Here is a 21,025-nt window from a genome sequence, read left to right as displayed (position 1 = left end):
GGTCAAAACGTCCCCTTCAGCCGCGAACACGGGCCAGCCATGCAACCATGGCTGGCCCATTTCGTTGAAGCAGGACGCGAAAACGCGATCCGGGGCACAAGACGCATGCATTTCATCACCGCGCTGATCGGCATCTATGGCGCGGAGATCGGGCTTGTCATCCTCGCCCTGATGTTCGTCGCCTTCGTGCGCGAACGCTATTCGCCCACTGTCGTGTCGGTGGTCGGGGCCTGCGCCTTCGCGCTGCTGGGCCTGCTCGACGAAAAGGATCTGTTCTCCGTTTTCTCCAACAGCGCGCCGCTGACGGTCGGGGCGATGTTCGTGCTTTCCGGCGCGCTGATCCGCACGGGGACGATCAACCGCGTCGCCGACCTGGTCATGGCCCGCGCCCAGCGCCACCCCCGCTTGGCGCTGGCCGAAGTCACGCTCGGCACGGTCGTCCTTTCGGCTTTCCTCAACAACACGCCGGTCGTGATCCTGCTGATCCCGATCATGTTCAAGCTGGCGCAGGCGACCGGCTATCCGGTCAAGAAACTGCTGATCCCGATGAACGCCGTCGCGGTGATGGGCGGTTGCGTGACGCTGATCGGCACATCGACCAACCTGATCGTCGCGGGCATCGCCGCCGACCAGGGCATGGCGCCCTTCGGCATATTCGACATCACGCCCTATGGGTTGGCCGGGGTCGCGGCCGGCATCGCCGCGCTGGCCGGCCTGTCCTTCCTGCTGCCCAGCGATCCGCCCTCCATCGCGGGGGAGGATGGCGGCAATGTGCAGGATTATCTGACCGAACTCATCCTGTCGCGGGACAGCGACCTGATCGGCCGCACCGTCGGCTCCCTGTCGATCTTCGGCCGCTCCGCCAGCCTGCTCGGCCTCAAGCGGGCGGGGGAGATACGGCGCCGGGGGATAGAGGAAGAGGAACTGCACGCCGGCGACCACCTGCTGGTCCATGCCGACGGCGCGACGATCATGACCCTGCGCGAATCCGGCGACTTCGAAATCGGCCTGGCCGCGGCGTCGGAAACTCCCGGCGGCGGCACCGTCATCGAAGCGATGATCGCGCCCAGCCATCCGTCCATCGGGGAACGGCTGATCGACATTCCCTTCCTCCACGCACTGCGGGTGCGGATCATCGGCATTCACCGGGCGCGCCACCTGCCCGGACCCGACCTCAGCGAAACCCGCGTGCGCGGCGCGGACCGCCTGCTGATCGCGGGCAGCGACGACAGCATCCGCTCGCTCAAGGACAATGCCCATCTGATCGGCGTCGACATCAGCCGCGCCCGCGCCTTCCGCCCGCGAAAGGCGTGGATCGCCATTCTCGCCCTGACGGCGGTGGTGCTGCTCTCGGCCATCGACGTCATCGGCATCGGGCTGGCCGCCTTCATCGCGGTGGGCGTGATCCTCGTCACCCGCTGCATCGATCCGGAGGAGGCATGGGCCGCGATCGACGGCGACGTGCTGATCCTCATCTTCGCGATGCTTGCGGTCGGACTGGCGCTCGAACAGGCGGGCAGCGTCGCGCTGATGGTCGGCTGGATCGATCCGCTGCTCGCCGCCGCGCCCGCATGGTCGCTGGTGTTCCTCATCTATTTCTTCGCGCTGCTCCTGTCCGAACTGCTCAGCAACAATGCGGTGGCGGCGCTGCTCACGCCGCTCACCATCGCGCTCGCCCATCAGTTAGGCGCCGATCCGCGCCCGCTTGTGATCGCGCTGATGATCGGCGCGTCGGCCTGCTTCGCCACGCCGATCGGCTATCAGACCAATGCGCTGGTCTATGCGGCGGGCGATTATCGCTTTTCCGATTTCGTGCGGATCGGGATTCCGCTCAACCTCGTCGTCGGGCTGGCGGTCTGCACCGCGCTCGTCCTGCTGGGATGAGGCCCTGGGCCGCGCCAAGCCATTTTCGGCCGACCGGCCCTGTCCCGGCACCGGGCGCATCGCCATGATGATCGGCAGATCAAAGGATTGCCCGTGACCAGCCTGCCCATCATCCAGGTCGACGCCTTCGCCGACGCGCCCTTCACCGGCAATCCGGCCGCGGTCATGCCGCTCGGCCAATGGCTGGACGATGCGACGCTTCAGGCGATAGCGGCGGAAAACAACCTCTCCGAAACCGCCTTCACCGTTCCCACCCCCGACGATCCGGAGGCGGACTATGCGCTGCGCTGGTTCACGCCGGCCGTGGAGGTCAAGCTCTGCGGTCATGCCACGCTGGCGAGCGGCCATGTGCTGATGGGCGGGCGCACCGCCGTCCGCTTCCGCACGCGGCAGGCGGGCATCCTCAGCGTGTCGCGCGACCGCGACGGCTATGCCCTCTCCCTTCCCGCCTGGCCCACCGGACCCAGGCCCTTGCCCGAACTGGCCGAGGCCATGGGCGGGGACATCCTGGAAACCCAATGGCGCGAAGGGGGCTATGCGATCTTCCTCTATCGCGACGCGGCCGCGATCCGTGCGCTGGAACCGGACTTCGCGACGTTGAAGAAGGCCGGTCCCATCCTGCTGATCGCCACCGCGCCCGGCGATGACAGCGACATCGTCAGCCGCGTCTTCGTCCCCGGCGCGGGCATAGACGAAGATCCCGTCACCGGCTCCGCCCATTGCCTGCTCACCCCTTATTGGGCGAAACGGCTGGACAAGGCCGCCCTCACGGCCTTTCAGGCATCGCGGCGCGGCGGGCGCCTGTCGTGCCGGCTTTCCGGCGACAGGGTGATCCTGACCGGCGCCTGCCGCACGGTGATCGAAGGCAATTTCCTGCTTTAGGTGACCTTCAATCCTCCCCGCGCGTGGGGAGGGTCGAAGAGAGGCGCGTGACTCTCTTCGACGTCGGCGCAGCCGATGGTGGGGGGGGGTAATTGGGAGGTCATGCCCCATTCCCCTCCACCAGCCTGCGGCTGGTCCCCCTCCCCATCTCCCGATCGGGAGGAATAGGAGAGGTGTGCTCTCCACCCCTCACCGCGCATAAAGCCCGACGAGCTTCGCCAGTTCCGCCTTCAGCGCGGCGCGCTCCTCCTTGCGGGGCGACATGCCCAGCCGCACGACCGTCAGGCGCTGCGAGGGCGAAACCAGTATATATTGCCCGCCATGGCCGACGCAGCCGAACAGGCTGCGCGGCGCCCGTCCCGGCATCAGCGCGCTGTCCTCGCTGTCCCGGTTCAGCCACAGATGCGCCCCATAGGCGGCATTGCGGGGCGAAGGCTCGCGCATATGGTCGATCCATTTTTCCGGCACGATCTGGTGCCCCGCCGCGCCGCGCCCATGGTTGCGCAGCAATTCCCCGAAACGGGCATAGTCCCGCGCCGTCATATGCATGAAGCTGCCGCCGATCATCGTCCCTGCCGCATCATATTCCACGGTCAGGCTGTCGAGCCGCGCCGGGATCTTCAGCCGGCCGTCGATGAACATCTGCATCGCCCGCCGCCGCACGTCGGGATCGGTGCTGTTGGTCAGCATCCGCGCCATCAGGTCGGCCAGGATGACGCTGTTGCCGGTCGAATAGGAAAAGGCGGCGCCCGGCGCATGGGCCAGCGGCTTTGCCTCCGCAAAGGCGCCCATGTCCTGCGCGCCGTCAGTGAACAGCATCCTTATCGTGTCGGCCTCCGCCAGCGGTTCGGCATCCTCGACATGGTCCAGGCCGGACGTCATGGCCAGCAACTGGCGCAGGGTGATGCGCCCCCTGGGATCGCCCGGCTGGCCCCAGGCCGCCACCGGCACCGGCGCATCGAGCGCCAGCCGCCCGTCCGACACCATCAGCCCGATCAGCACCGCCGTCACGCTCTTGGCCGCGGACCAGGACGGCAGCTTCGTCCGCGGCCCATAGCCGGGCGCATAGCGCTCCGCTACGATCTCTCCGTCATGCATGACGACCAGCGCCCGCGTTTCGCCCACCGCATCGTCGAACAGCGGGTCGATCGCCGCCCTCAGCGCCGCCGCGTCCGCGTCCGAATCGCCCGCGACATGATAGACCGGCTCCGGCCCGGCGGCGGCGCGCACGGTCCACAGCCCGGCCACCGCCAGCACCGCCAAAATCCCGCCCAACGCGCCAAGGCGCTTTACGCTGTTCCGCTCAAGCCTCATAAGCCGCCGCCTTAGCATGGTGCGCGGGAAAGGGGAGCATGTCCGGTCGCCGGAAATGGATTTACGGAGTTTTGGCGGCGGTGCTGCTGCCGCTGGCGCTGCTGGCCTGGAACTGGAGCGCCCTGCGTGCCCAGGCGCAGGTCGGCGCGGGCTTCGGCGCGCGCGTAACCTGCTCCTGCCGCTATGTGGAAGGGCGGTCGATGGAAAGCTGCAAGGGCGACAAGGAACCCGGCATGTGGGCGGTGTCGCTGAAGGACTTGCCCGAATCGCAATCGGTCAACGCGGCGGTTCCCCTGCTCGCCTCCCGCACGGCCCGCTATCGCAAGGGCTGGGGCTGCCTGCTGGACCCTTGAGGCCCCATCCGTCCCATGAGTCCCCCATCCGTCATCCCAGCGAAAGCTGGGATCTCGTGCCGCCAGGCAGTGCCCTATCTCCTGAGATCCCAGCTTTCGCTGGGATGACGATAGCGGGAAGCTGGTCCCGGCCTCCTCAAATCGCTACAGCCCCTCCCCATGCGTCCCGACATCCCGACCCTGCTCCACGATATTTTCGGCTTCCCCGCTTTCCGGGGCGTGCAGGAACAGGTGGTCGGCCGCATCATGGCGGGGCAGCCGACGCTGGCGATCATGCCGACCGGCGCGGGCAAGTCGCTCTGCTACCAGCTTCCCGCCGTGGCGCTGGACGGCTGCTGCGTCGTCGTCTCCCCGCTGATCGCGCTGATGCACGACCAGTTGCGCGCCGCCCAGGCGGTCGGCATCCGCGCCGCCAGCCTCACCAGCGTCGATGCCGACTGGCGCGAGACGCAGGACCGGCTGCGCAACGGCGATCTCGACCTGCTCTACGTCGCCCCGGAGCGCGCCAGCGGGGAGGGGTTCCGCACCCTCCTGCGCGCCGCGAAGATCGCCCTCTTCGCGATTGACGAGGCGCATTGCGTCTCCGAATGGGGCCATGATTTCCGCCCCGACTATCGCCTGCTGCGCCCGCTGCTGGACGAATTTCCAGTCGTTCCCCGCCTCGCGCTGACCGCCACGGCCGACCATCACACCCGCGACGACATCCTCGTCCAGCTCGGCATTCCCCGCGAAGGGCTGATCATCGCGGGCTTCGACCGGCCGAACATCCGCTACGCCGTCCACCCCCGCGACGGCCTGCCGCGCCAGCTTTCCGATCTGATCGCCAGCCAGACCGGCCCCGGCATCGTCTACGCCCCCACCCGCGCCGCGACCGAGAAGCTGGCCGAAACCCTCGGCAAGACCGGCCGCCCGACCCGCGCCTATCATGCCGGGCTGGACCCGCGCACCCGCGCCGCCAACCAGGCCGCCTTCATCGCCAGCGAGGACATGGTGATGGTCGCGACCATCGCTTTCGGCATGGGCATCGACAAGCCCGACGTCCGCTTCGTCGCCCATGCGGCGCTGCCCAAGTCGATCGAGGGCTATTATCAGGAATCGGGCCGCGCAGGCCGCGACGGCGAACCGGCCGAAGCGCATCTCTTCTGGGGCGCGGACGATTTCGCCCGCGCCCGCCAGCGCATCGGCGAACTCGATCCCCTGCGCCAACAGGGCGAGCGCGCCCGCATCACCGCGCTGGGCGGGCTGGTGGAGACCGGCACCTGCCGCCGCGCCATATTGCTCCGCCATTTCGGGGAAAATCCGTCGCCCACCTGCGGCAATTGCGACAATTGCCTGAACCCGCCGCCCAGCGTCGACGTGACCCAGACCGCCCGCAAATTCCTGTCCGCCGTCTACCGCACCGGCCAGAGCTTCGGCGTCGGCCATATCGAGCAGGTGCTGACCGGCGCCGTCACCGACAAGATCCGCGAGCGCGGCCATGACAAGATTTCGGTCTACGGCATCGTCGACGGGGAGGAGACGGCGCTGCTGCGCCCCGTATCTCGCGCCTTGCTGGTCCGCGACGCGCTCCAGACCAACGAACATGGCGGGCTGGAATTCGGCCCCAATGCCCGCCCGATCCTGCGCGGGGAGGAAGAGGTCAGCCTGGTCCTGCCGCCCCGCAAGGAACGCCGCCGCAAGAGCGCCCGCAACGGCAGCGCCGAAAATCCCGTGGGCGATCCGCTGTTCGACGCGCTGCGCGCCTGCCGCCGCGAACTGGCGCAGGAGGCGGGTGTGCCGCCCTATGTCATCTTCCATGATTCGACCCTGCGCGAAATGGCGGAGCAGCGCCCGACGAACCTCACCGAACTCGGTCACATCAGCGGGGTAGGGCAGCGCAAGCTGGACGCCTATGGCGATGCGTTCCTGGCGGCGATCCGGCCTTATCTTTAAGCTTGAGATCACCGTGCTCCTGCGAAGGCAGGAGCCTGGGCCGCGTGGACAAATTCAAGACTCGCCTGACTGAGGGATTGGGGTGGAGAGGGGCCATTCCCCTATTCGTCACCCCGGGCTTGACCCGGGGTCCCGCTGCCTTGGGCTGGGCGCGSACTCAGAAAGAAAGCGGGACCCCGGATCAAGTCCGGGGTGACGGTAAATGATGTCCGCTCATGGCCATTTCCCGACATTCCGAATTTGTCCACGCGGCCTGTTGCTGACGTCTGAACTGGGCTCCTGCCTTCGCAGGAGCACGTTGCTCTTTGGCCAACCCCCTTGAATCCCGCCGCCCACAGGCGCAAGGAGGCCCGCAAAGGAGTCCGCCCATGTTCCGCCAGCTAACCAAAAGCCTCTACGTCTCCCCGCAGATCAGCGTCGATCAGGTGGCGGAGGCAAAGGCGCTGGGCGTCACCGTCATCATCAACAACCGCCCCGACGACGAGGAGCCGGGCCAGACCAACGGCGCGGAGATCGAGGCCGCCGCCAAGGCCGCCGGCATCGCCTATGCCGCCGTGCCCGTGGCCCATGGCGGCTTCGCCCCCTGGCAACTCGACGGCATGGCCGCCGCGCTGGAACAGGCGGGCGAGGGCAAGATCCTCGCCTATTGCCGATCCGGCACGCGCAGCACATTGCTCTGGGCGCTGACCCGCGCCCGCGCAGGCGATCACCCGGCGGCGCTGGCCGAGCAGGCCGCCTCGGCCGGATATGACGTCGCGCCCGTCCGCCAGATCATGGACGCGCTCGCCGCCGGTTGATGCCCGCAACACCGGAAACCTATGACGCCATCGTCCTGGGCGCTGGCGGCGCCGGCCTCATGTGCGCGGCCATGGCGGGCCAGCGGGGCAGGCGCGTGCTGGTCATCGACCATGCCGACCAGCCGGGGAAGAAAATCCTGATCTCCGGCGGCGGCCGCTGCAATTTCACCAATATCCACACCGCGCCCGACCGCTATCTGTCGGCCAACCCCCATTTCGCCAAATCGGCGCTGGGCCGCTACACGCCGCAGGATTTCCTCGCCCTTGTCGAACGCCACGGCATCGCCTGGCACGAAAAGACGCTGGGCCAGCTCTTCTGCGACCAGAGCGCCCGCCAGATCGTCGCCATGCTGCTCGCCGAATGCGAGGCAGGCGGCGTCGCGATCCGCCTCGGCCACGCCATCACCGCCGTCACCCATGCCGATGGCCGCTACAGCGTCACCCATGGCGGCAGGACCGCCACCGCCCCCGCGCTGGTCATCGCCACCGGCGGTCCGTCCATCCCGAAGATCGGCGCGACCGCCTTCGCCTACGATCTCGCCCGCCAGTTCGGCCTGAAGGTGGTCGAACCCCGCCCCGCGCTCGTCCCCCTGACGCTCGGTGGCGAAGACCTGTTGTTCCGCTCCCTCTCCGGCGTCTCGACCGAGGTCGTCGCCCGCCATGGCAAGACCGCCTTCCGCGAAGCCGCCTTGCTCACCCATCGCGGCCTGTCCGGCCCGGCGATCTTGCAGATTTCCTCCTATTGGCGGCATGGGGACGCCATCGCCCTCGACTTCCTGCCCGACCGGGCGCCGGGCTGGCTTACGGAGGCGAAGCGCGGCAAGCCCCGCGCCACGCTGACGCAGAGCCTGCGCGGCCACCTGCCCGACCGTCTGGCCGACGCGCTGGCGGAGCGGCTCGCGCTGCCCGGCGATCTCGGCAATATCCCGGACCGCAAGTTGCAGGATGCCGAACGCCGCCTCTCGGCCTGGTCCTTCACCCCCAACGGCACCGAAGGCTTCGCCAAGGCGGAAGTCACCATCGGCGGCATCTCCACCGCCGGGCTATCCTCGCAGACGATGGAGGCGCGCCACCTCCCCGGCCTTTACGCCATAGGCGAAGCGGTCGACGTCACCGGCTGGCTGGGCGGCTATAATTTCCAATGGGCCTGGGCAAGCGGCTGGGTAGCGGCCCAGTTTCTTTGATCCCTCCAAAAAAGCAGCCCCGGCGCAAGGGAACGCCGGGGCCACAAAGAGGGATGTCCCGGCGGGAGGGGGGGGAGAGCCGGGACAAAAGGGAAATAGGAAGGCCTATTTACGTTTCAAGATGCTACGGAGAATTTTCTCGCGCATGCCTCGCCCTGTCTGGACGTTCCCGCATGCATCTCCGAAACCCGCCTACCCGCACTCCACCGTCACATGCTCCATGCGCGGCAGGGCGCGGACCTGGCGGCGCACGGCGGCGGCGTCCGCGCCGGGGGCCAGGCTGACGATGGCGGCATGGGCATGCGGCCCGATGCGCCAGACATGCAGGTCGCGGATGGTCGCCCCCTCCGCCTCCACCAGTCCCTTGATCCGCGCCGTCAGCGCCGGTTCGGCGGTGTCGAGCAGGATCGCGGCAGTATCCTTCATCAGCCCCCAGGCCCAGCGCGCGATCACCGCCGCGCCCAGCAGGCCCACGGCCGGGTCAAGCCACCACCAGCCCATATAGCGCCCCGCCAGCAGCGCCGCGATGGCCAACACCGACGTCAGCGCGTCGGTCAGCACATGCATATAGGCGGCGCGCAGATTATTGTCGGCATGGCCCTGCTTATGATCATGGGCATGGCCGTGATGCCCGTGATCATGGCTATGGTCATGCCCCAGCAGCAGGGCGCTGATCAGGTTGATGACCAGGCCGATCACGGCCACCAGCGTCGCTTCGCCGAAAGCCACCTGCACCGGATCGAACAGGCGCATCGCCGATTCGACGGCGATGAACAGCGCCGTGAAGGCCAGGATCAAAGCGGAGGCGAAGCCGGACAGATCCCCCACCTTGCCGGTCCCGAAAGTATAGCGGGGATTGCGCGCATGCCGCCGCGCATAGCCATAGGCGGCCGCCGCCACCGCCAGCGCGCCCGCATGGGTCGCCATGTGGAAACCGTCGGCCAGCAGCGCCATCGACCCGCTCAGCCAGCCGAAGACGATCTCCACCACCATGGTCGCCGCCGTCAGCCACACGACCCACATCGTCTTGCGGGCATTCTCGTCATGCCCCCGGCTCAGATAGATATGGTCGAAATAATGGCTTTCCTCGCCCTCGTCCGCGCCGGTCGCGGGCATGGCACGGGCATGATCATGCTCCTCGGGATGATGGCCATGGTTGTGATCGTCGTGCATGCTCATTTCCCGTAGCGCCGGATCAGCGCCAGCATCTCCTCCGCCGCGGCCTGTCGCGCCGCGTCGCTGATGCCCGGCCGGGCGACATGTTCGCGCATATGCTGGTCGATCAGCTCCTCCATCAGGCTGCCCACCGCTCCCCGGACGGAGGCGACCAGTTGCAGCGTTTCCGAACAGCCCGCATCGCCCGCCAATTGCCGTTCGACCGCGCCGATCTGCCCGGCGATGCGCCGCACCCGCGCCAACAGCTTGTCCCGATCCGCCACGATATGCATAGGATACCCCCCTATACTATATCCCCCGGAAAATCAATCCGTGCATTTCCTCGCGAAGCCCCTAAGAGTCTGTTTGGAAAATGCGCATATGTACATTTTCGGCGCCGCACCAGCCCACTCCCCCACCCGGCCACCTATAGAATACTGCCGTTGGGTGGCCGGGTGGGGGAGTGGGCCGGTGCGGCAAATCCGGCTTCGGCCGGATTTCCGAACAAGGGGTGCGATGGCGACCATGACCGATTGCGACCTGGCGATAGTGGGCGGCGGCCTGGCGGGCAGCCTGACCGCGCTCGCCTTTGCCATGCGCCATCCCCATGTCTCCATCCGGCTGCTGGAAAGCGGCGATACGCTCGGCGGCAACCATATCTGGTCCTTCTTCGACAGCGACGTGGATGCGGGCGACCGCTGGCTGGTCGAGCCGCTGGTCGCCCATCGCTGGCCCGAAGGCTATGAGGTCCGCTTCCCCGGCCACAGCCGCCAACTGGCCGCGCCCTATAACAGCATCACCTCGACGCGCCTCGACGCCCATGTCCGGGAAGTGCTGGGCGAAGCCGTGCTGACCGGCGCGCAGGCCGTCGAACTGACGCCCACCACCGTCACCTTGTTCGATGGCCGCACCATCCGCGCCGGAGCCGTGCTGGACGCCAGGGGAGGGGGCGACCTTTCCGCGCTGCGCTGCGGCTGGCAGAAATTCGTCGGCCAGACCCTGAGCCTGACTGCCCCCCACGGCCTGACCCGCCCGGTCATCATGGACGCCACGGTCGAGCAATTTGACGGCTACCGCTTCGTCTACCTGCTGCCCCGCGACGAGCGGACGATCTTCGTCGAGGATACTTATTATAGCGACACCCCGGACCTCGGCATCCCCGCGCTGGAGGCGCGCATCACCACCTATGCCGGGGCGCAGGGCTGGCAGGTCGAGGCGGTCGTCCACAGCGAAAGCGGCGTCCTCCCTGTCGTCCATGGCGGCGATTTCGACCGCTTCTGGCCGCGGCATGACCCGGTGGCGCGGATCGGCGTGAGGGCGGCGATGTTCCAGCCCATGACCGGCTATTCCCTGCCCGACGCCGTGCGCTTCGCCCAATGGCTGGCGGACGAATGGCCGATGGAGGGACGGCTGCTGGCGCATGCGACGCGGGAATGGGCCGCCCTCCATTGGCGGCAGGGGCGCTATTACCGGCTGCTCGGCCGCATGCTGTTCGGCGCGGCCCGCCCCGCGCAGCGCTGGCGCATCTTCGAACGTTTCTATCGGCTCAGCCCCCCCTTGATCGGCCGCTTCTACGCGGGCCGCTCGACGCTTCGGGATCGCATCCGCATCTTGTGCGGGCGGCCCCCGGTGCCCATAAGGGACGCCATGCGTGCATTGATGAGCCCTCCCGCCTGATGAAGCGAACCCGATGAACCGGAAAGCGATCGTCATCGGCGCGGGCTTTGGCGGCCTCGCGCTCGCCATCCGCCTGCAATCCGCCGGAATGGACACCACGCTGGTCGAGGCGCGGGACCGGCCGGGCGGGCGCGCCTATATGTGGGAAAAGGACGGCTTCGTCTTCGACGCCGGGCCGACCGTCATCACCGATCCCGACTGCCTGGGCGAATTATGGCGCCTGTCCGGCCACGACATGGCGGAGGATGTCAGCCTCGTCCCCGTCTCCCCCTTCTACCGGCTCAACTGGCGCGACGGCACCAATTTCGACTATTCCAACGACGAAACCGCCCTGCGCGCCCAGATCGCCAGGCTCAATCCCGAAGATGTCGCGGGCTATGAGAGCTTCCTCGACTATGCGGGCGGCGTCTATGAAGAGGGGTATCGCAGGCTCGGCTCGGTCGCTTTCCTCGACTTCGCCTCCATGGTCCGCGCCGCCCCCGCGCTGATGAAGCATCAGGCGTGGCGCTCCGTCTATTCGGTCGTCTCCTCCCATGTGAAGAATGAGAAGCTGCGCCAGGCGCTCTCCTTCCACACGCTGCTGGTCGGCGGCAATCCGATGCAGACCAGCTCCATCTACGCGCTGATCCACAAGCTGGAGAAGGACGGCGGCGTCTGGTTCGCGAAGGGCGGCACCAACCGCCTCGTCCAGGCGATGGCGACGCATTTCGAACGCCTCGGCGGCACGCTGCGCCTCGCCGATCCGGTGGTGCAGATCGAAACCTATGGCGACCGCGCGGTCGCCGTGCGCACCGCTTCGGGCTGGCGGGGGGAGGCGGACGCCGTCGCCTCCAACGCCGACCTGATGCACAGCTATCGCGACCTGATCGGCCATCATCCGCGTGGCCAGAAACAGGCGGAAAAGCTCGCCCGCAAACGCTGGTCGCCCAGCCTGTTCGTGCTGCATTTCGGCATCAGGGGAAGCTGGCCGGGCATTCCGCACCATATGATCCTGTTCGGCCCGCGCTATGACGGGCTGCTGACCGACATTTACGACCATGGCGTGCTGCCGCAGGATTTCTCGCTCTATCTGCATCATCCGACCGTCACCGATCCGTCGATGGCGCCGGACGGCCATTCGACCTTCTACGCGCTCGCGCCGGTGCCGCATCTGGGCAAGCTGCCGATCGACTGGGACAGGTTCGCGCCTGCCTATGCAGAGCGCATATTGGACGAGATCCAGCATCGCCTGATCCCCGACATCCGCTCGCGCATCGTGACGCAGTTCCATTATGCCCCGCCCGATTTCCGCCGCGACCTGTCGGCGCATCTGGGCAGCGCCTTCAGCCTGGAGCCTTTGCTCACCCAAAGCGCATGGTTCCGCGCCCATAATCGCGACGATGTCATTCCCAACCTCTATCTGGTCGGGGCGGGCACCCATCCCGGCGCGGGAATCCCCGGCGTGGTCGGCAGCGCCAAGGCGACCGCCGCGCTGATGCTGGAAGATCTGGCGTAAAGAGGACATATGAAGAGACTGGCAGTCTATTGCGGCTCGGCCACCCCGGCTGACCCCGCCCATGTCGACGCCGCCCGCCATGTCGGGCGCGTGTTGGCTGAGCGCGGCATCGGCGTCGTCTATGGCGGCGGCCGCCTGGGCCTGATGGGCGCGGTGGCGGACGCAGCGCTGGAGGCGGGCGGTGAAGTGATCGGCGTCATCCCCGAAGCGCTGGTCGGCGCCGAAGTCGCCCATCGCGGCTGCACGGAACTGCACGTCGTCCAGACCATGCACCAGCGCAAGCAGCTTTTCACCGACCTGTCCGACGGCTTCGTCACCCTGCCTGGCGGCGTCGGCACGATGGACGAATTGTGGGAAGCGATCAGTTGGGCGCAGCTTGGTTATCACCGAAAGCCGGTGGGCCTGCTCAATGTCGCAGGCTTCTACGACCAGCTCATCGCCTTCAACCAACATATGGTGGAGGCAGGCTTCATCCGCGCCCAGCACGCCAATATCCTGATCCACGCCAACGCCGTCGAAGCCTTGCTCGACAGGATGGCGGCCTATCAGCCCCACGAAACCGTCTTCGCGATGAAGGCGGATCGGCTGTGATCAAGACCCGTTCGTTTCGAGCGGAGTCGAACAATGGCTGGGCCGCGTAGACGATCCGGAATGTCGGCAAATGGCCAAATTGCCGACATTTTCGAATTTGTCCACGCGGCCTGGTTCCGCCGTCTGATAAATGCACGACCGTCTGGACTGGGCTCCTGCCTTCGCAGGAGCACGGCTTGGGATGGGGCCATGGCCCTTGCCCTCCCCGTCCCAGCGGACTAGGGCGCGGCCATGCGTCGCGACCTTGCCCATGTCGACACCTGGATCTTCGATCTGGACAATACGCTCTACCCGGCGAAGGCGGACCTGTTCGCGCTGATCGACGTGAAGATGGGCGAGTTCATCCAGGGCCTGCTCGGTTGCGATCCGGTGGTCGCGAAGCAGACGCAGAAACGCTATTTCCTGGAGCATGGCACCACCCTGTCCGGCCTGATGCACCATCATGGCATCGAGCCGCGCGCCTTCCTCGACTATGTCCACGACATCTCCATGGACCGGCTGGAGGTGGACGAGGCGCTCAACGCCCATATCGCGGCGCTGCCGGGGCGGCGGCTGATCTTTACCAATGGCGATGCCGCCTACGCCACGCGGGTGCTGGACCGGCTGGGCCTGAGCGGCGCGTTCGAGCTGATCCACGACATCCACGCCTGCCAATATATTCCCAAGCCCGATCCGTCGGGTTATGCGGAACTGTGCCGGGTGCACCATGTCGATCCCGCCCGCGCCGCCTTTTTCGAGGATATGGCGCGCAACCTGAAGCCGGCCAAGGCCATCGGCATGACCACCATCTGGGTCAATAACGGCTCCGAAGCGGGCGACCACGGGCATCATCCCGACTTCATCGATTTCGAAACCGACCATCTGACGCCGTTCCTGGCGGATATTTTTGGGGAAAAGCCATGAGCAACGAACTGATCGCGACTATCGACGCCGCCTGGGAGGGCCGGGCCAATGTGAGCCTGTCGACGCAGGGGGCCGTGCGTCAGGCGGTGGACAAGGCGCTGGCGATGCTGGACAGCGGCGAACTGCGCGTGGCCGAACCGACGGCAGAAGGCTGGCGGGTCAACCAGTGGGCGAAGAAGGCGGTGCTGCTGTCCTTCCGCCTGAACGACAATGTCATGATCGACAATGGGCCGGGCGCTGGCCATTGGTGGGACAAGGTGCCGAGCAAGTTCGCCGGTTGGGACGAGGCCGCCTTCCGCGCCGCCGGTTTCCGCGCCGTGCCGGGGTCGTTCGCCCGCGCCGGGGCGCATATCGCGAAGAATGTGATCCTGATGCCCAGCTTCGTGAATATCGGCGCCTTCGTGGACGAGGGCACGATGGTCGATACCTGGGTGACGGTGGGAAGCTGCGCGCAGATCGGCAAGAATGTCCATCTGTCGGGCGGCGTCGGCATTGGCGGCGTGCTGGAGCCGTTGCAGGCCGATCCGGTGATCATCGAGGATGACTGCTTCATCGGCGCCCGGTCCGAAGTGGTGGAGGGCGTGCGCGTCGGCAAGGGATCGGTGCTGTCGATGGGCGTGTTCATCGGCCAGTCGACCAAGATCGTCGACCGCGCCACCGGAGAAGTGTTCATGGGCGAAGTGCCGCCCTATTCGGTGGTGGTGCCGGGGTCGCTGCCCGGCAAGCCGCTGCCCGACGGCACGCCGGGGCCGAGCCTCTATTGCGCGGTGATCGTGAAGCGGGTGGACGCGCAGACGCGGTCGAAGACCGGGATCAATGAATTGTTGCGGGATTAAGGCTGCCTCACTCCCCTCCCCTTCAGGGGAGGGGCAGGGGGTGGGGGCGCGCCTCCACCCTCAGCGCTTGGGGAGATCCCCCACCCCCCTGAAGGGGAGGGGCTTATAAGTGGCATTTGGCGCAAGCTCGCCTTACATAACCTCCATGCCGCCATCCACGCCCGACAACAGCCCCCTTCCGCCCGTCTGGGCGACGATGCGGCGTTTCTTTCCCTATCTCTGGCCGGCCGACGCCCCCGCGCTGCGGCGGCGCGTCGCCGTCGCCATGGCGCTGGTGCTGGTGGCGAAGGCCGTCAGCCTGGCCATGCCCTTCGCCTATAAGGCCGCGATCGACCGCATGGCGCCGGGCATGGAATCCGGCGCGGGCCTGGCGATCGCGCTGGTCGTCGCCTATGCGGGGGCGCGCTTCGGCGGCGTGCTGTTCGACAATCTGCGCAACGCCATTTTCGAGCGGGTCGGGCAGGAGGCCGGGCGGCGGCTGGCCGACGACGTGTTCGTCCATCTGCACCGGCTGTCGCTGCGCTTCCATCTCGACCGGCGCACCGGGGCCGTCACCAAGATCGTGGAGCGCGGCACCAAGAGCATCGACACCATGCTCTATTTCCTGCTGTTCAACATCGCGCCGACGGTGCTGGAACTGGCGGCGGTTTGCGTCATCTTCTTCGTGAAGTTCGGTCCCGGACTGGTCGCGGCGACGCTGGTCATGGTGGCGCTCTACATCTGGTTCACCCGGACGATCACCGAATGGCGCAACCAGTTGCGCCGCGACATGGTGGACATGGACACCAACGCGGTCGCCCATGCCGTCGACAGCCTGCTGAATTTCGAGACGGTCAAATATTTCGGCGCGGAGGAGCGCGAAGCGGCCCGCTATGCCAAGGCGATGCGGCGCTATGCCAATGCGGCGGTGAAGTCGGAAAATTCGCTGGCCTGGCTGAATATCGGCCAGTCGCTGATCACCAATCTGATGATGGCGGGGGCGATGGGCTATACCGTCTGGGGGTGGAGCCGGGGGCAGTTCTCGACCGGCGACGTGGTGCTGGTGAACACGCTGCTGAGCCAGCTTTTCCGGCCGCTCGACCTGCTGGGGATGGTCTATCGGACGATCCGGCAGGGGCTGATCGACATGGAGGCGATGTACAGGCTGATCGACACGGAGGCGGAGATCAGCGACGCGCCGGGCGCGCCGATGCTGCATGTCGAGGCGGGCGAGGTGCGCTTCGACCATGTGCATTTCGGTTACGATCCGGAGCGGGAGATATTGCACGGGGTCAGCTTCACCGTTCCGGCGGGCAGGACGCTGGCCATCGTCGGACCTTCGGGCGCGGGCAAGTCGACCATCGCCCGGCTGCTGTTCCGATTCTACGACATTCAGGGCGGGCGGATCAGCATCGACGGGCAGGACATATCGGCGGTGACGCAGCAATCCCTGCGCTCCACCATCGGCATCGTGCCGCAGGACATGGTGCTGTTCAACGACACGGTCGGCTATAATATCGGCTATGGCCGCGAAGGCGCGACGCAGGAAGAGATTGAGGCGGCGGCCAGGGCGGCGTCCATCCACGACTTCATCATGGGCCTGCCCCAGGGCTATGACACGCGGGTGGGCGAGCGCGGGCTGAAGCTGTCCGGCGGCGAGAAGCAGCGAGTGGCGATTGCCCGGACGCTGCTGAAAGACCCGCCGGTGCTGGTGCTGGACGAGGCGACCAGCGCGCTCGACAGCCGGACCGAGACGGAAATCCAGGACGTGCTGCGCACCATATCGCGCAGGCGCACGACGCTGGTGGTGGCGCACCGGCTGTCCACCGTGGTCGACGCGGACGAGATCATCGTCATGGAGAAGGGGCGCATCGTCGAACGCGGGCGGCATGGCGATCTGGTGCGGGCGGACGGGCTGTATGCCGCCATGTGGGCGCGACAGGCGACCGAGCGGGACGACATGCCGGTCGAGCCGGGGATCGAGGATATTTTCGAAGTGGTGGACGTGCCGGGCGGCAGGGGGTGACTTCTCCTATTCCTCCCCATCGATAGATGGGGAGGATTTAGACCTCCGTTGATTTCGGACGCTTTTGCGTCTATCCTCGCCCTCGCGGACCGGGCCCCTCTGGCGCGCTTTTTTCAGCGCGTGATGTCGGACCGCATCGGACTATCCGATGCGCATGGCGGTCTGGCTTATCCTCTCCCCCATGGCTGGCACCGGATTTCTCCGATCGACCTTTGTCGTTGATCAAGAGGAGCATATCCCATGGAATTTCTTTTCGCCGACTGGCTGGGGACGCCCGCATGGTTCTGGCTCGCCTTTTTCTCCATCGTCGTCGCGCTGACCGCCTTCGACCTGGGTTTCCTGCACAAGGAGAATAAGGAGATCGGCATCAGGGAGAGCCTGAAGCTCTCCATCTTCTACATCGGCATCGCCTGCGCTTTCGGCGCCTGGGTCTGGTTCGTGCGCGGGCCGGAGCCGGGGATGCAGTATTTCACCGGCTTCTTCATCGAAAAGGCGCTGTCCATCGACAATGTCTTCGTCATCAGCCTGATCTTTTCCTATTTCGCGATTCCAGCGAAATATCAGTATCGGGCGCTGCTGTGGGGCATTATCGGCGTGATCGTGCTGCGCGGCCTGATGATCGCGGGCGGGGCGATGCTGCTGCACCAGGCCTATTGGGTGCTGTACCTGTTCGCCGCCTTCCTGATCTTCACCGGCATCAGGATGATGTTCGCGGGCGACGAGCCGATGGATGTCGGCAAAAATCCGCTGATCCGCTTCATTTCCAAGCATATGCGGGTGACGCCGGAGCAGCATGGCGAACATTTCCTGGCGCGCATGACCGATCCGAAGACCGGCAAGGTCGTCATGGCGGCGACGCCGCTGCTGCTGGCGCTGGTGGTGATCAACTTCGCGGACCTGGTGTTCGCGGTGGACAGCGTGCCCGCCATCTTCGCGATCACGACCGACATGTTCATCGTCTACACGTCGAACGTGATGGCGATATTGGGCTTGCGCGCGCTTTATTTCGCGCTGGCGGCGATGGTGCATCGCTTCCACTATCTGAAATATGCGCTGGCCGCGATATTGGTGTTCATCGGCGCCAAGATATTCGTGGCGGACTTCGTGATGGACGGGGGCAAATTCCCGCCCGTCATCAGCCTGGGCGTGACCTTCGCGCTGATCGGCGTGGGGGTGGGCTGGTCGCTGTGGAAGACGCGGGGCGAGGAAAAGCTCGCCTAGGGCATTTTCAAGTTGACCGTTCACGGTCAACGGCTCGGAAAATGCGACATCAAAGGACCAGAGCGTTTTCGCTCATTGCGAAAACGCTCTAGCCTTCGAAGAAGCGGGCCGCGACGTCCGGGGGCACCCGGAGGATGCGGCCCGTCTTCAGGTCGATGATCGCCCAGGTGGACTTGGCCGACACCTTCACCCTGCCGTCGGGTCCGGTGAATTCCATGTGCCGGTCGAAGCGGGCGCCGCGAGGCCCCTGCGGAATCCAGGTGCGGGCGGACACGGTTTCGCCCTGCTTCACATTGCCGCGATAGTCGATCTCATGCCGGGTCACGACCCAGGCATAGGCGTCCAGATGATCCGGCGCGGCGTCGCGGGCCCAATGTTCGGTCGCGACCTGCTCCATCCACTGGACCCAGACGGCGTTGTTCACATGGCCGAGCATGTCGATATGTTCGGGACCGGCGGTGAACTGGGTGGCGTAGGTGGAGGCCATTATCCTCTCCCTCCGTTCGGGCTGAGCCTGTCGAAGCCTCTTCCTTCTTCAAGAAAGGAGAGGCCCCCTTCGACTGCCTGCAGGCAGGCGCTCAGGACAGGCTTCGACAGGCTCAGGGCGAACGGAGGAGAGCCTGCCTTCTTCATGCTTCCTCGACGCCTAGCTGCCAGAGGATGAAGGCGAATTCCTCCGCCGTTTCGTGGAGGCTTTCGAAGCGGCCCGACTTGCCGCCATGGCCCGCGCCCATATTGGTCTTGAGCAGCAGGATATTGTCGTCCGTCTTCGTGGCGCGCAGCTTCGCCACCCATTTGGCCGGTTCCCAATAGGTGACGCGGGGGTCGTTGAGCCCCGCCGTCACCATCAGCGGCGGATAGGGCTGCGCGCTGACATTGCTGTAGGGGTCGTAGGACAGGATCGTCTCGAACGCCGCCTTGTCCTCGATGGGATTGCCCCATTCGGGCCATTCGCCCGGCGTCAGCGGCAGCGTTTCGTCCAGCATGGTGTTGAGCACGTCGACGAAGGGCACATGCGCCACCACCGCGCCCCACAGGTCGGGATCGCTGTTGATGACCGCGCCCATCAGTTCGCCGCCCGCCGATCCGCCGGAGATGCTGATCCGGCCCTTCGACGTGTAGCCCCGCTCTATCAGCCCCTTGGCCACGTCCACAAAGTCGGTGAAGGTGTTGGTGCGCTTGTCCAGCTTCCCGTCCAGATACCATTGCTGGCCGAGGTCGTCGCCGCCCCGGATATGGGCCAGCGCGAAGGCGAAGCCGCGGTCCAGCAGCGACAGGCGGCTGGTGGAGAAGCCCGGCTCCATCGCGATGCCATAGGCGCCATAGCCATAGAGGTGCAGCGGCGCGCTGCCGTCGCGGGGCAGGTCTTTGGGATAGACGATGGACACCGGGATCGGCGTGCCGTCGCGGGCCGGGATCATGAGACGCTCGGTCGCATAGCGGGTCGCGTCATAGCCGGACGGGATTTCCTGCACCTTCAGCACTTCCAGTTCGCCGGTGTCGAGATGATAGTCGTAGATGGTGTCGGGCGTGACCATCGATTCATAGCCGATGCGCAGCTTCGTCACGTCATATTCGGGATTGTCGTCCAGCGAGGCGGAATAGCTCGCCTCCGGGAAGGGAATGCGCCTGGGGCTGTGCGTGGCGTAATCGCGCAGTTCGATCTGGTCGAGGCCGTCCTGCCGCCCCTCGGTGACGTAGAAGCCTTTGAACAGCGTGAAGTCGGTCAGGTAGAAATGCGCGTCCGGGGCGATGACCTCCTCCCACGCGCCGGGGCTGGCGAGCGGCGCCTTCACCAGCCGGAAATTGGGATGGGTGTCGTTGGTGCGGATGTAGAGCGTGCCGTCATGCTCATCGACGTCATATTCGCGGCCGGGCTTGCGCGGGGCGACGAGCAGCGGCGGGGCGGCGGGATTGTCGGCGGGGAGCAACCAGACCTCGCTGGTCACATGGTCGCCGGTCGCGATCACGATCCACTTTTCCGACGAGGTGAGGCCGACCGAGACGCGGAAGCCCTCATCATCCTCATGGAAGAGTTCGGCGTCGCTTTCCACCGGCTGGCCCAGCCAGTGGAGCCGGGCATTGTCGGTGCGCCACTGGTCGTTGGCGACGCCGTAGAGCAGGCCCCTGCTGTCGCTGGTCCATACCAGCGACGACAAGGTGTCGGGGATGATTTCCGGCAGGATCTCGCCGGTGAACAAGTCCTTGATCCGCGCCTCGAACCGTTCCGATCCATTATTGTCGATGGCATAGGCGAGGTAGCGGCCGTCCGGGCTGACCGACAGCGCGCCGAGGCGGAAATAATCATGCCCCTCCGCCAGCGCGGGTTCGTCCAGGATCAACTGGTCCTCGCCGTCCTCGTCTTTGGCGGCGGCGGGCCTTCGATACCATTTGCGATATTGCGCGCCGACCTCGAACGCGCGCCAGTAGATATAATCGCCGTCCTTCTGCGGGACGGAACTGTCATCCTCCTTGATGCGGCCCTTCATCTCCGCGAACAGCCGGTCGGTCAGCGCCTTGCGCGGCTGCATCGCCGCTTCGAAATAGGCGTTCTCCTGCTCCAGATAGGACAGCACATCCTTGTCCTTCACCTCCGGATAGCCGGGGTCGCGCAGCCAGGCATAGGGATCCTCCACCATGATCCCATGATGCGAGAAGCTGTGCGGGCGGCGGGCGGCGACGGGGGCTTTTGGGGATGCGGTCATTCAATGTCCTGATCTGGCGAAACGATGCTGCTTTGCTTATGTTGGCGGCCATAGGCCCTGCGCAAGAGGGCCGACAAGTCCAAGGGAAATT

General features: G+C 66.2%; 18 protein-coding genes. 13 read left to right on the top strand and 5 right to left on the bottom strand.

Annotated features, from left to right (window positions below; translation table 11 throughout):
* The first annotated feature begins 105 nt into the window (after positions 1-105).
* Positions 106-1,884, top strand: a complete 1,779-nt coding sequence (locus L286_RS39700) for an SLC13 family permease (RefSeq protein WP_007683136.1) — start codon at positions 106-108, stop codon at positions 1,882-1,884.
* A gap of 93 nt (positions 1,885-1,977) precedes the next feature.
* Positions 1,978-2,766, top strand: coding sequence for a PhzF family phenazine biosynthesis protein (locus L286_RS39695; protein ID WP_007683138.1), 789 nt, complete (start codon positions 1,978-1,980; stop codon positions 2,764-2,766).
* 189 nt (positions 2,767-2,955) lie between these two features.
* Here L286_RS39695 and L286_RS39690 read toward each other — a convergent pair whose 3' ends face one another.
* Complete coding sequence (locus L286_RS39690; protein ID WP_021223677.1) at positions 2,956-4,080, bottom strand: serine hydrolase domain-containing protein; 1,125 nt, start codon at positions 4,078-4,080, stop codon at positions 2,956-2,958.
* 38 nt (positions 4,081-4,118) lie between these two features.
* On the opposite strand from L286_RS39690, the gene L286_RS39685 reads away from it, so the two are divergent.
* The 4 genes from L286_RS39685 to L286_RS39670 all read left to right on the top strand — a co-directional run bounded on the left by L286_RS39685 (position 4,119) and on the right by L286_RS39670 (position 8,346).
* A complete protein-coding gene (locus L286_RS39685) occupies positions 4,119-4,433 on the top strand; it encodes a hypothetical protein (RefSeq protein WP_025160460.1) in 315 nt (104 codons plus the stop codon).
* Between the two features lie 159 nt (positions 4,434-4,592).
* The gene (gene recQ / locus L286_RS39680; RefSeq protein ID WP_020820262.1) at positions 4,593-6,365 is read left to right on the top strand and encodes a DNA helicase RecQ; all 1,773 of its coding nucleotides are present in this window, start codon (positions 4,593-4,595) and stop codon (positions 6,363-6,365) included.
* A 368-nt stretch (positions 6,366-6,733) separates the two neighbouring features.
* Positions 6,734-7,162 (top strand): TIGR01244 family sulfur transferase, encoded by a 429-nt coding sequence (locus L286_RS39675; RefSeq protein WP_020820263.1) that lies wholly within the window; start codon positions 6,734-6,736, stop codon positions 7,160-7,162.
* A complete protein-coding gene (locus tag L286_RS39670) occupies positions 7,162-8,346 on the top strand; it encodes an NAD(P)/FAD-dependent oxidoreductase (protein ID WP_020820264.1) in 1,185 nt (394 codons plus the stop codon). The genes L286_RS39675 and L286_RS39670 overlap by 1 nt, the downstream gene beginning before the upstream one ends.
* A gap of 192 nt (positions 8,347-8,538) precedes the next feature.
* On the opposite strand, the gene dmeF is transcribed toward L286_RS39670, so the two are convergent.
* Positions 8,539-9,525 carry a CDF family Co(II)/Ni(II) efflux transporter DmeF gene (gene dmeF, locus L286_RS39665; protein WP_021223676.1) on the bottom strand — a complete coding sequence of 329 codons (987 nt, stop codon included), beginning with the start codon at positions 9,523-9,525 and terminating at the stop codon, positions 8,539-8,541.
* A complete protein-coding gene (locus L286_RS39660) occupies positions 9,522-9,794 on the bottom strand; it encodes a metal/formaldehyde-sensitive transcriptional repressor (protein WP_007686869.1) in 273 nt (90 codons plus the stop codon). The genes dmeF and L286_RS39660 overlap by 4 nt, the downstream gene beginning before the upstream one ends.
* A 223-nt stretch (positions 9,795-10,017) precedes the next feature.
* Here L286_RS39660 and crtY point away from each other — a divergent pair, with 223 nt between their 5' ends.
* The 7 genes from crtY to L286_RS39625 all read left to right on the top strand — a co-directional run bounded on the left by crtY (position 10,018) and on the right by L286_RS39625 (position 18,229).
* Positions 10,018-11,178, top strand: coding sequence for a lycopene beta-cyclase CrtY (crtY, locus tag L286_RS39655; RefSeq protein WP_020820266.1), 1,161 nt, complete (start codon positions 10,018-10,020; stop codon positions 11,176-11,178).
* Between the two features lie 13 nt (positions 11,179-11,191).
* On the top strand, positions 11,192-12,673 hold the full coding sequence (locus tag L286_RS39650) for a phytoene desaturase (protein WP_020820267.1): 1,482 nt from the start codon (positions 11,192-11,194) through the stop codon (positions 12,671-12,673).
* 9 nt (positions 12,674-12,682) lie between these two features.
* Entirely contained in the window at positions 12,683-13,264 is a 582-nt protein-coding gene (locus L286_RS39645) for a TIGR00730 family Rossman fold protein (RefSeq protein WP_020820268.1), read from the top strand.
* A gap of 231 nt (positions 13,265-13,495) precedes the next feature.
* Complete coding sequence (locus L286_RS39640; RefSeq protein ID WP_020820269.1) at positions 13,496-14,167, top strand: pyrimidine 5'-nucleotidase; 672 nt, start codon at positions 13,496-13,498, stop codon at positions 14,165-14,167.
* Positions 14,164-15,003: a 2,3,4,5-tetrahydropyridine-2,6-dicarboxylate N-succinyltransferase gene (gene dapD, locus L286_RS39635; RefSeq protein WP_020820270.1), complete on the top strand. Its 840-nt coding sequence runs from the start codon at positions 14,164-14,166 to the stop codon at positions 15,001-15,003. The genes L286_RS39640 and dapD overlap by 4 nt, the downstream gene beginning before the upstream one ends.
* Before the next feature lie 145 nt (positions 15,004-15,148).
* A complete protein-coding gene (locus L286_RS39630) occupies positions 15,149-17,008 on the top strand; it encodes an ABCB family ABC transporter ATP-binding protein/permease (RefSeq protein WP_020820271.1) in 1,860 nt (619 codons plus the stop codon).
* A gap of 240 nt (positions 17,009-17,248) precedes the next feature.
* Positions 17,249-18,229 (top strand): TerC family protein, encoded by a 981-nt coding sequence (locus L286_RS39625; protein ID WP_020820272.1) that lies wholly within the window; start codon positions 17,249-17,251, stop codon positions 18,227-18,229.
* Between the two features lie 88 nt (positions 18,230-18,317).
* Here L286_RS39625 and L286_RS39620 read toward each other — a convergent pair whose 3' ends face one another.
* Complete coding sequence (locus tag L286_RS39620; protein WP_020820273.1) at positions 18,318-18,716, bottom strand: acyl-CoA thioesterase; 399 nt, start codon at positions 18,714-18,716, stop codon at positions 18,318-18,320.
* A 142-nt stretch (positions 18,717-18,858) separates the two neighbouring features.
* On the bottom strand, positions 18,859-20,934 hold the full coding sequence (locus L286_RS39615) for a S9 family peptidase (protein WP_025160584.1): 2,076 nt from the start codon (positions 20,932-20,934) through the stop codon (positions 18,859-18,861).
* Positions 20,935-21,025 lie beyond the last annotated feature (91 nt).

Origin of the sequence: Sphingobium sp. HDIP04 (assembly GCF_000445085.1) — a bacterium.
GTDB classification, from domain to species: domain Bacteria; phylum Pseudomonadota; class Alphaproteobacteria; order Sphingomonadales; family Sphingomonadaceae; genus Sphingobium; species Sphingobium indicum.
The sequence above is the reverse complement of the archived record's forward strand: the minus strand, read 5'-3'. Positions and strand labels throughout refer to the sequence as shown.

Bases quoted from the DNA above. Each gene is read 5' to 3' on its own strand.
- L286_RS39700 (WP_007683136.1), top strand. From the start codon at position 106: ATGCATTTCATCACCGCGCTGATCGGCATCTATGGCGCGGAGATCGGG.
- L286_RS39690 (WP_021223677.1), bottom strand. From the start codon at position 4,080: ATGAGGCTTGAGCGGAACAGCGTAAAGCGCCTTGGCGCGTTGGGCGGG.
- L286_RS39685 (WP_025160460.1), top strand. From the start codon at position 4,119: ATGTCCGGTCGCCGGAAATGGATTTACGGAGTTTTGGCGGCGGTGCTG.
- recQ (WP_020820262.1), top strand. From the start codon at position 4,593: ATGCGTCCCGACATCCCGACCCTGCTCCACGATATTTTCGGCTTCCCC.
- L286_RS39675 (WP_020820263.1), top strand. From the start codon at position 6,734: ATGTTCCGCCAGCTAACCAAAAGCCTCTACGTCTCCCCGCAGATCAGC.
- L286_RS39670 (WP_020820264.1), top strand. From the start codon at position 7,162: ATGCCCGCAACACCGGAAACCTATGACGCCATCGTCCTGGGCGCTGGC.
- dmeF (WP_021223676.1), bottom strand. From the start codon at position 9,525: ATGAGCATGCACGACGATCACAACCATGGCCATCATCCCGAGGAGCAT.
- L286_RS39660 (WP_007686869.1), bottom strand. From the start codon at position 9,794: ATGCATATCGTGGCGGATCGGGACAAGCTGTTGGCGCGGGTGCGGCGC.
- crtY (WP_020820266.1), top strand. From the start codon at position 10,018: ATGGCGACCATGACCGATTGCGACCTGGCGATAGTGGGCGGCGGCCTG.
- L286_RS39650 (WP_020820267.1), top strand. From the start codon at position 11,192: ATGAACCGGAAAGCGATCGTCATCGGCGCGGGCTTTGGCGGCCTCGCG.
- L286_RS39645 (WP_020820268.1), top strand. From the start codon at position 12,683: ATGAAGAGACTGGCAGTCTATTGCGGCTCGGCCACCCCGGCTGACCCC.
- L286_RS39640 (WP_020820269.1), top strand. From the start codon at position 13,496: ATGCGTCGCGACCTTGCCCATGTCGACACCTGGATCTTCGATCTGGAC.
- dapD (WP_020820270.1), top strand. From the start codon at position 14,164: ATGAGCAACGAACTGATCGCGACTATCGACGCCGCCTGGGAGGGCCGG.
- L286_RS39630 (WP_020820271.1), top strand. From the start codon at position 15,149: ATGCCGCCATCCACGCCCGACAACAGCCCCCTTCCGCCCGTCTGGGCG.
- L286_RS39625 (WP_020820272.1), top strand. From the start codon at position 17,249: ATGGAATTTCTTTTCGCCGACTGGCTGGGGACGCCCGCATGGTTCTGG.
- L286_RS39620 (WP_020820273.1), bottom strand. From the start codon at position 18,716: ATGGCCTCCACCTACGCCACCCAGTTCACCGCCGGTCCCGAACATATC.
- L286_RS39615 (WP_025160584.1), bottom strand. From the start codon at position 20,934: ATGACCGCATCCCCAAAAGCCCCCGTCGCCGCCCGCCGCCCGCACAGC.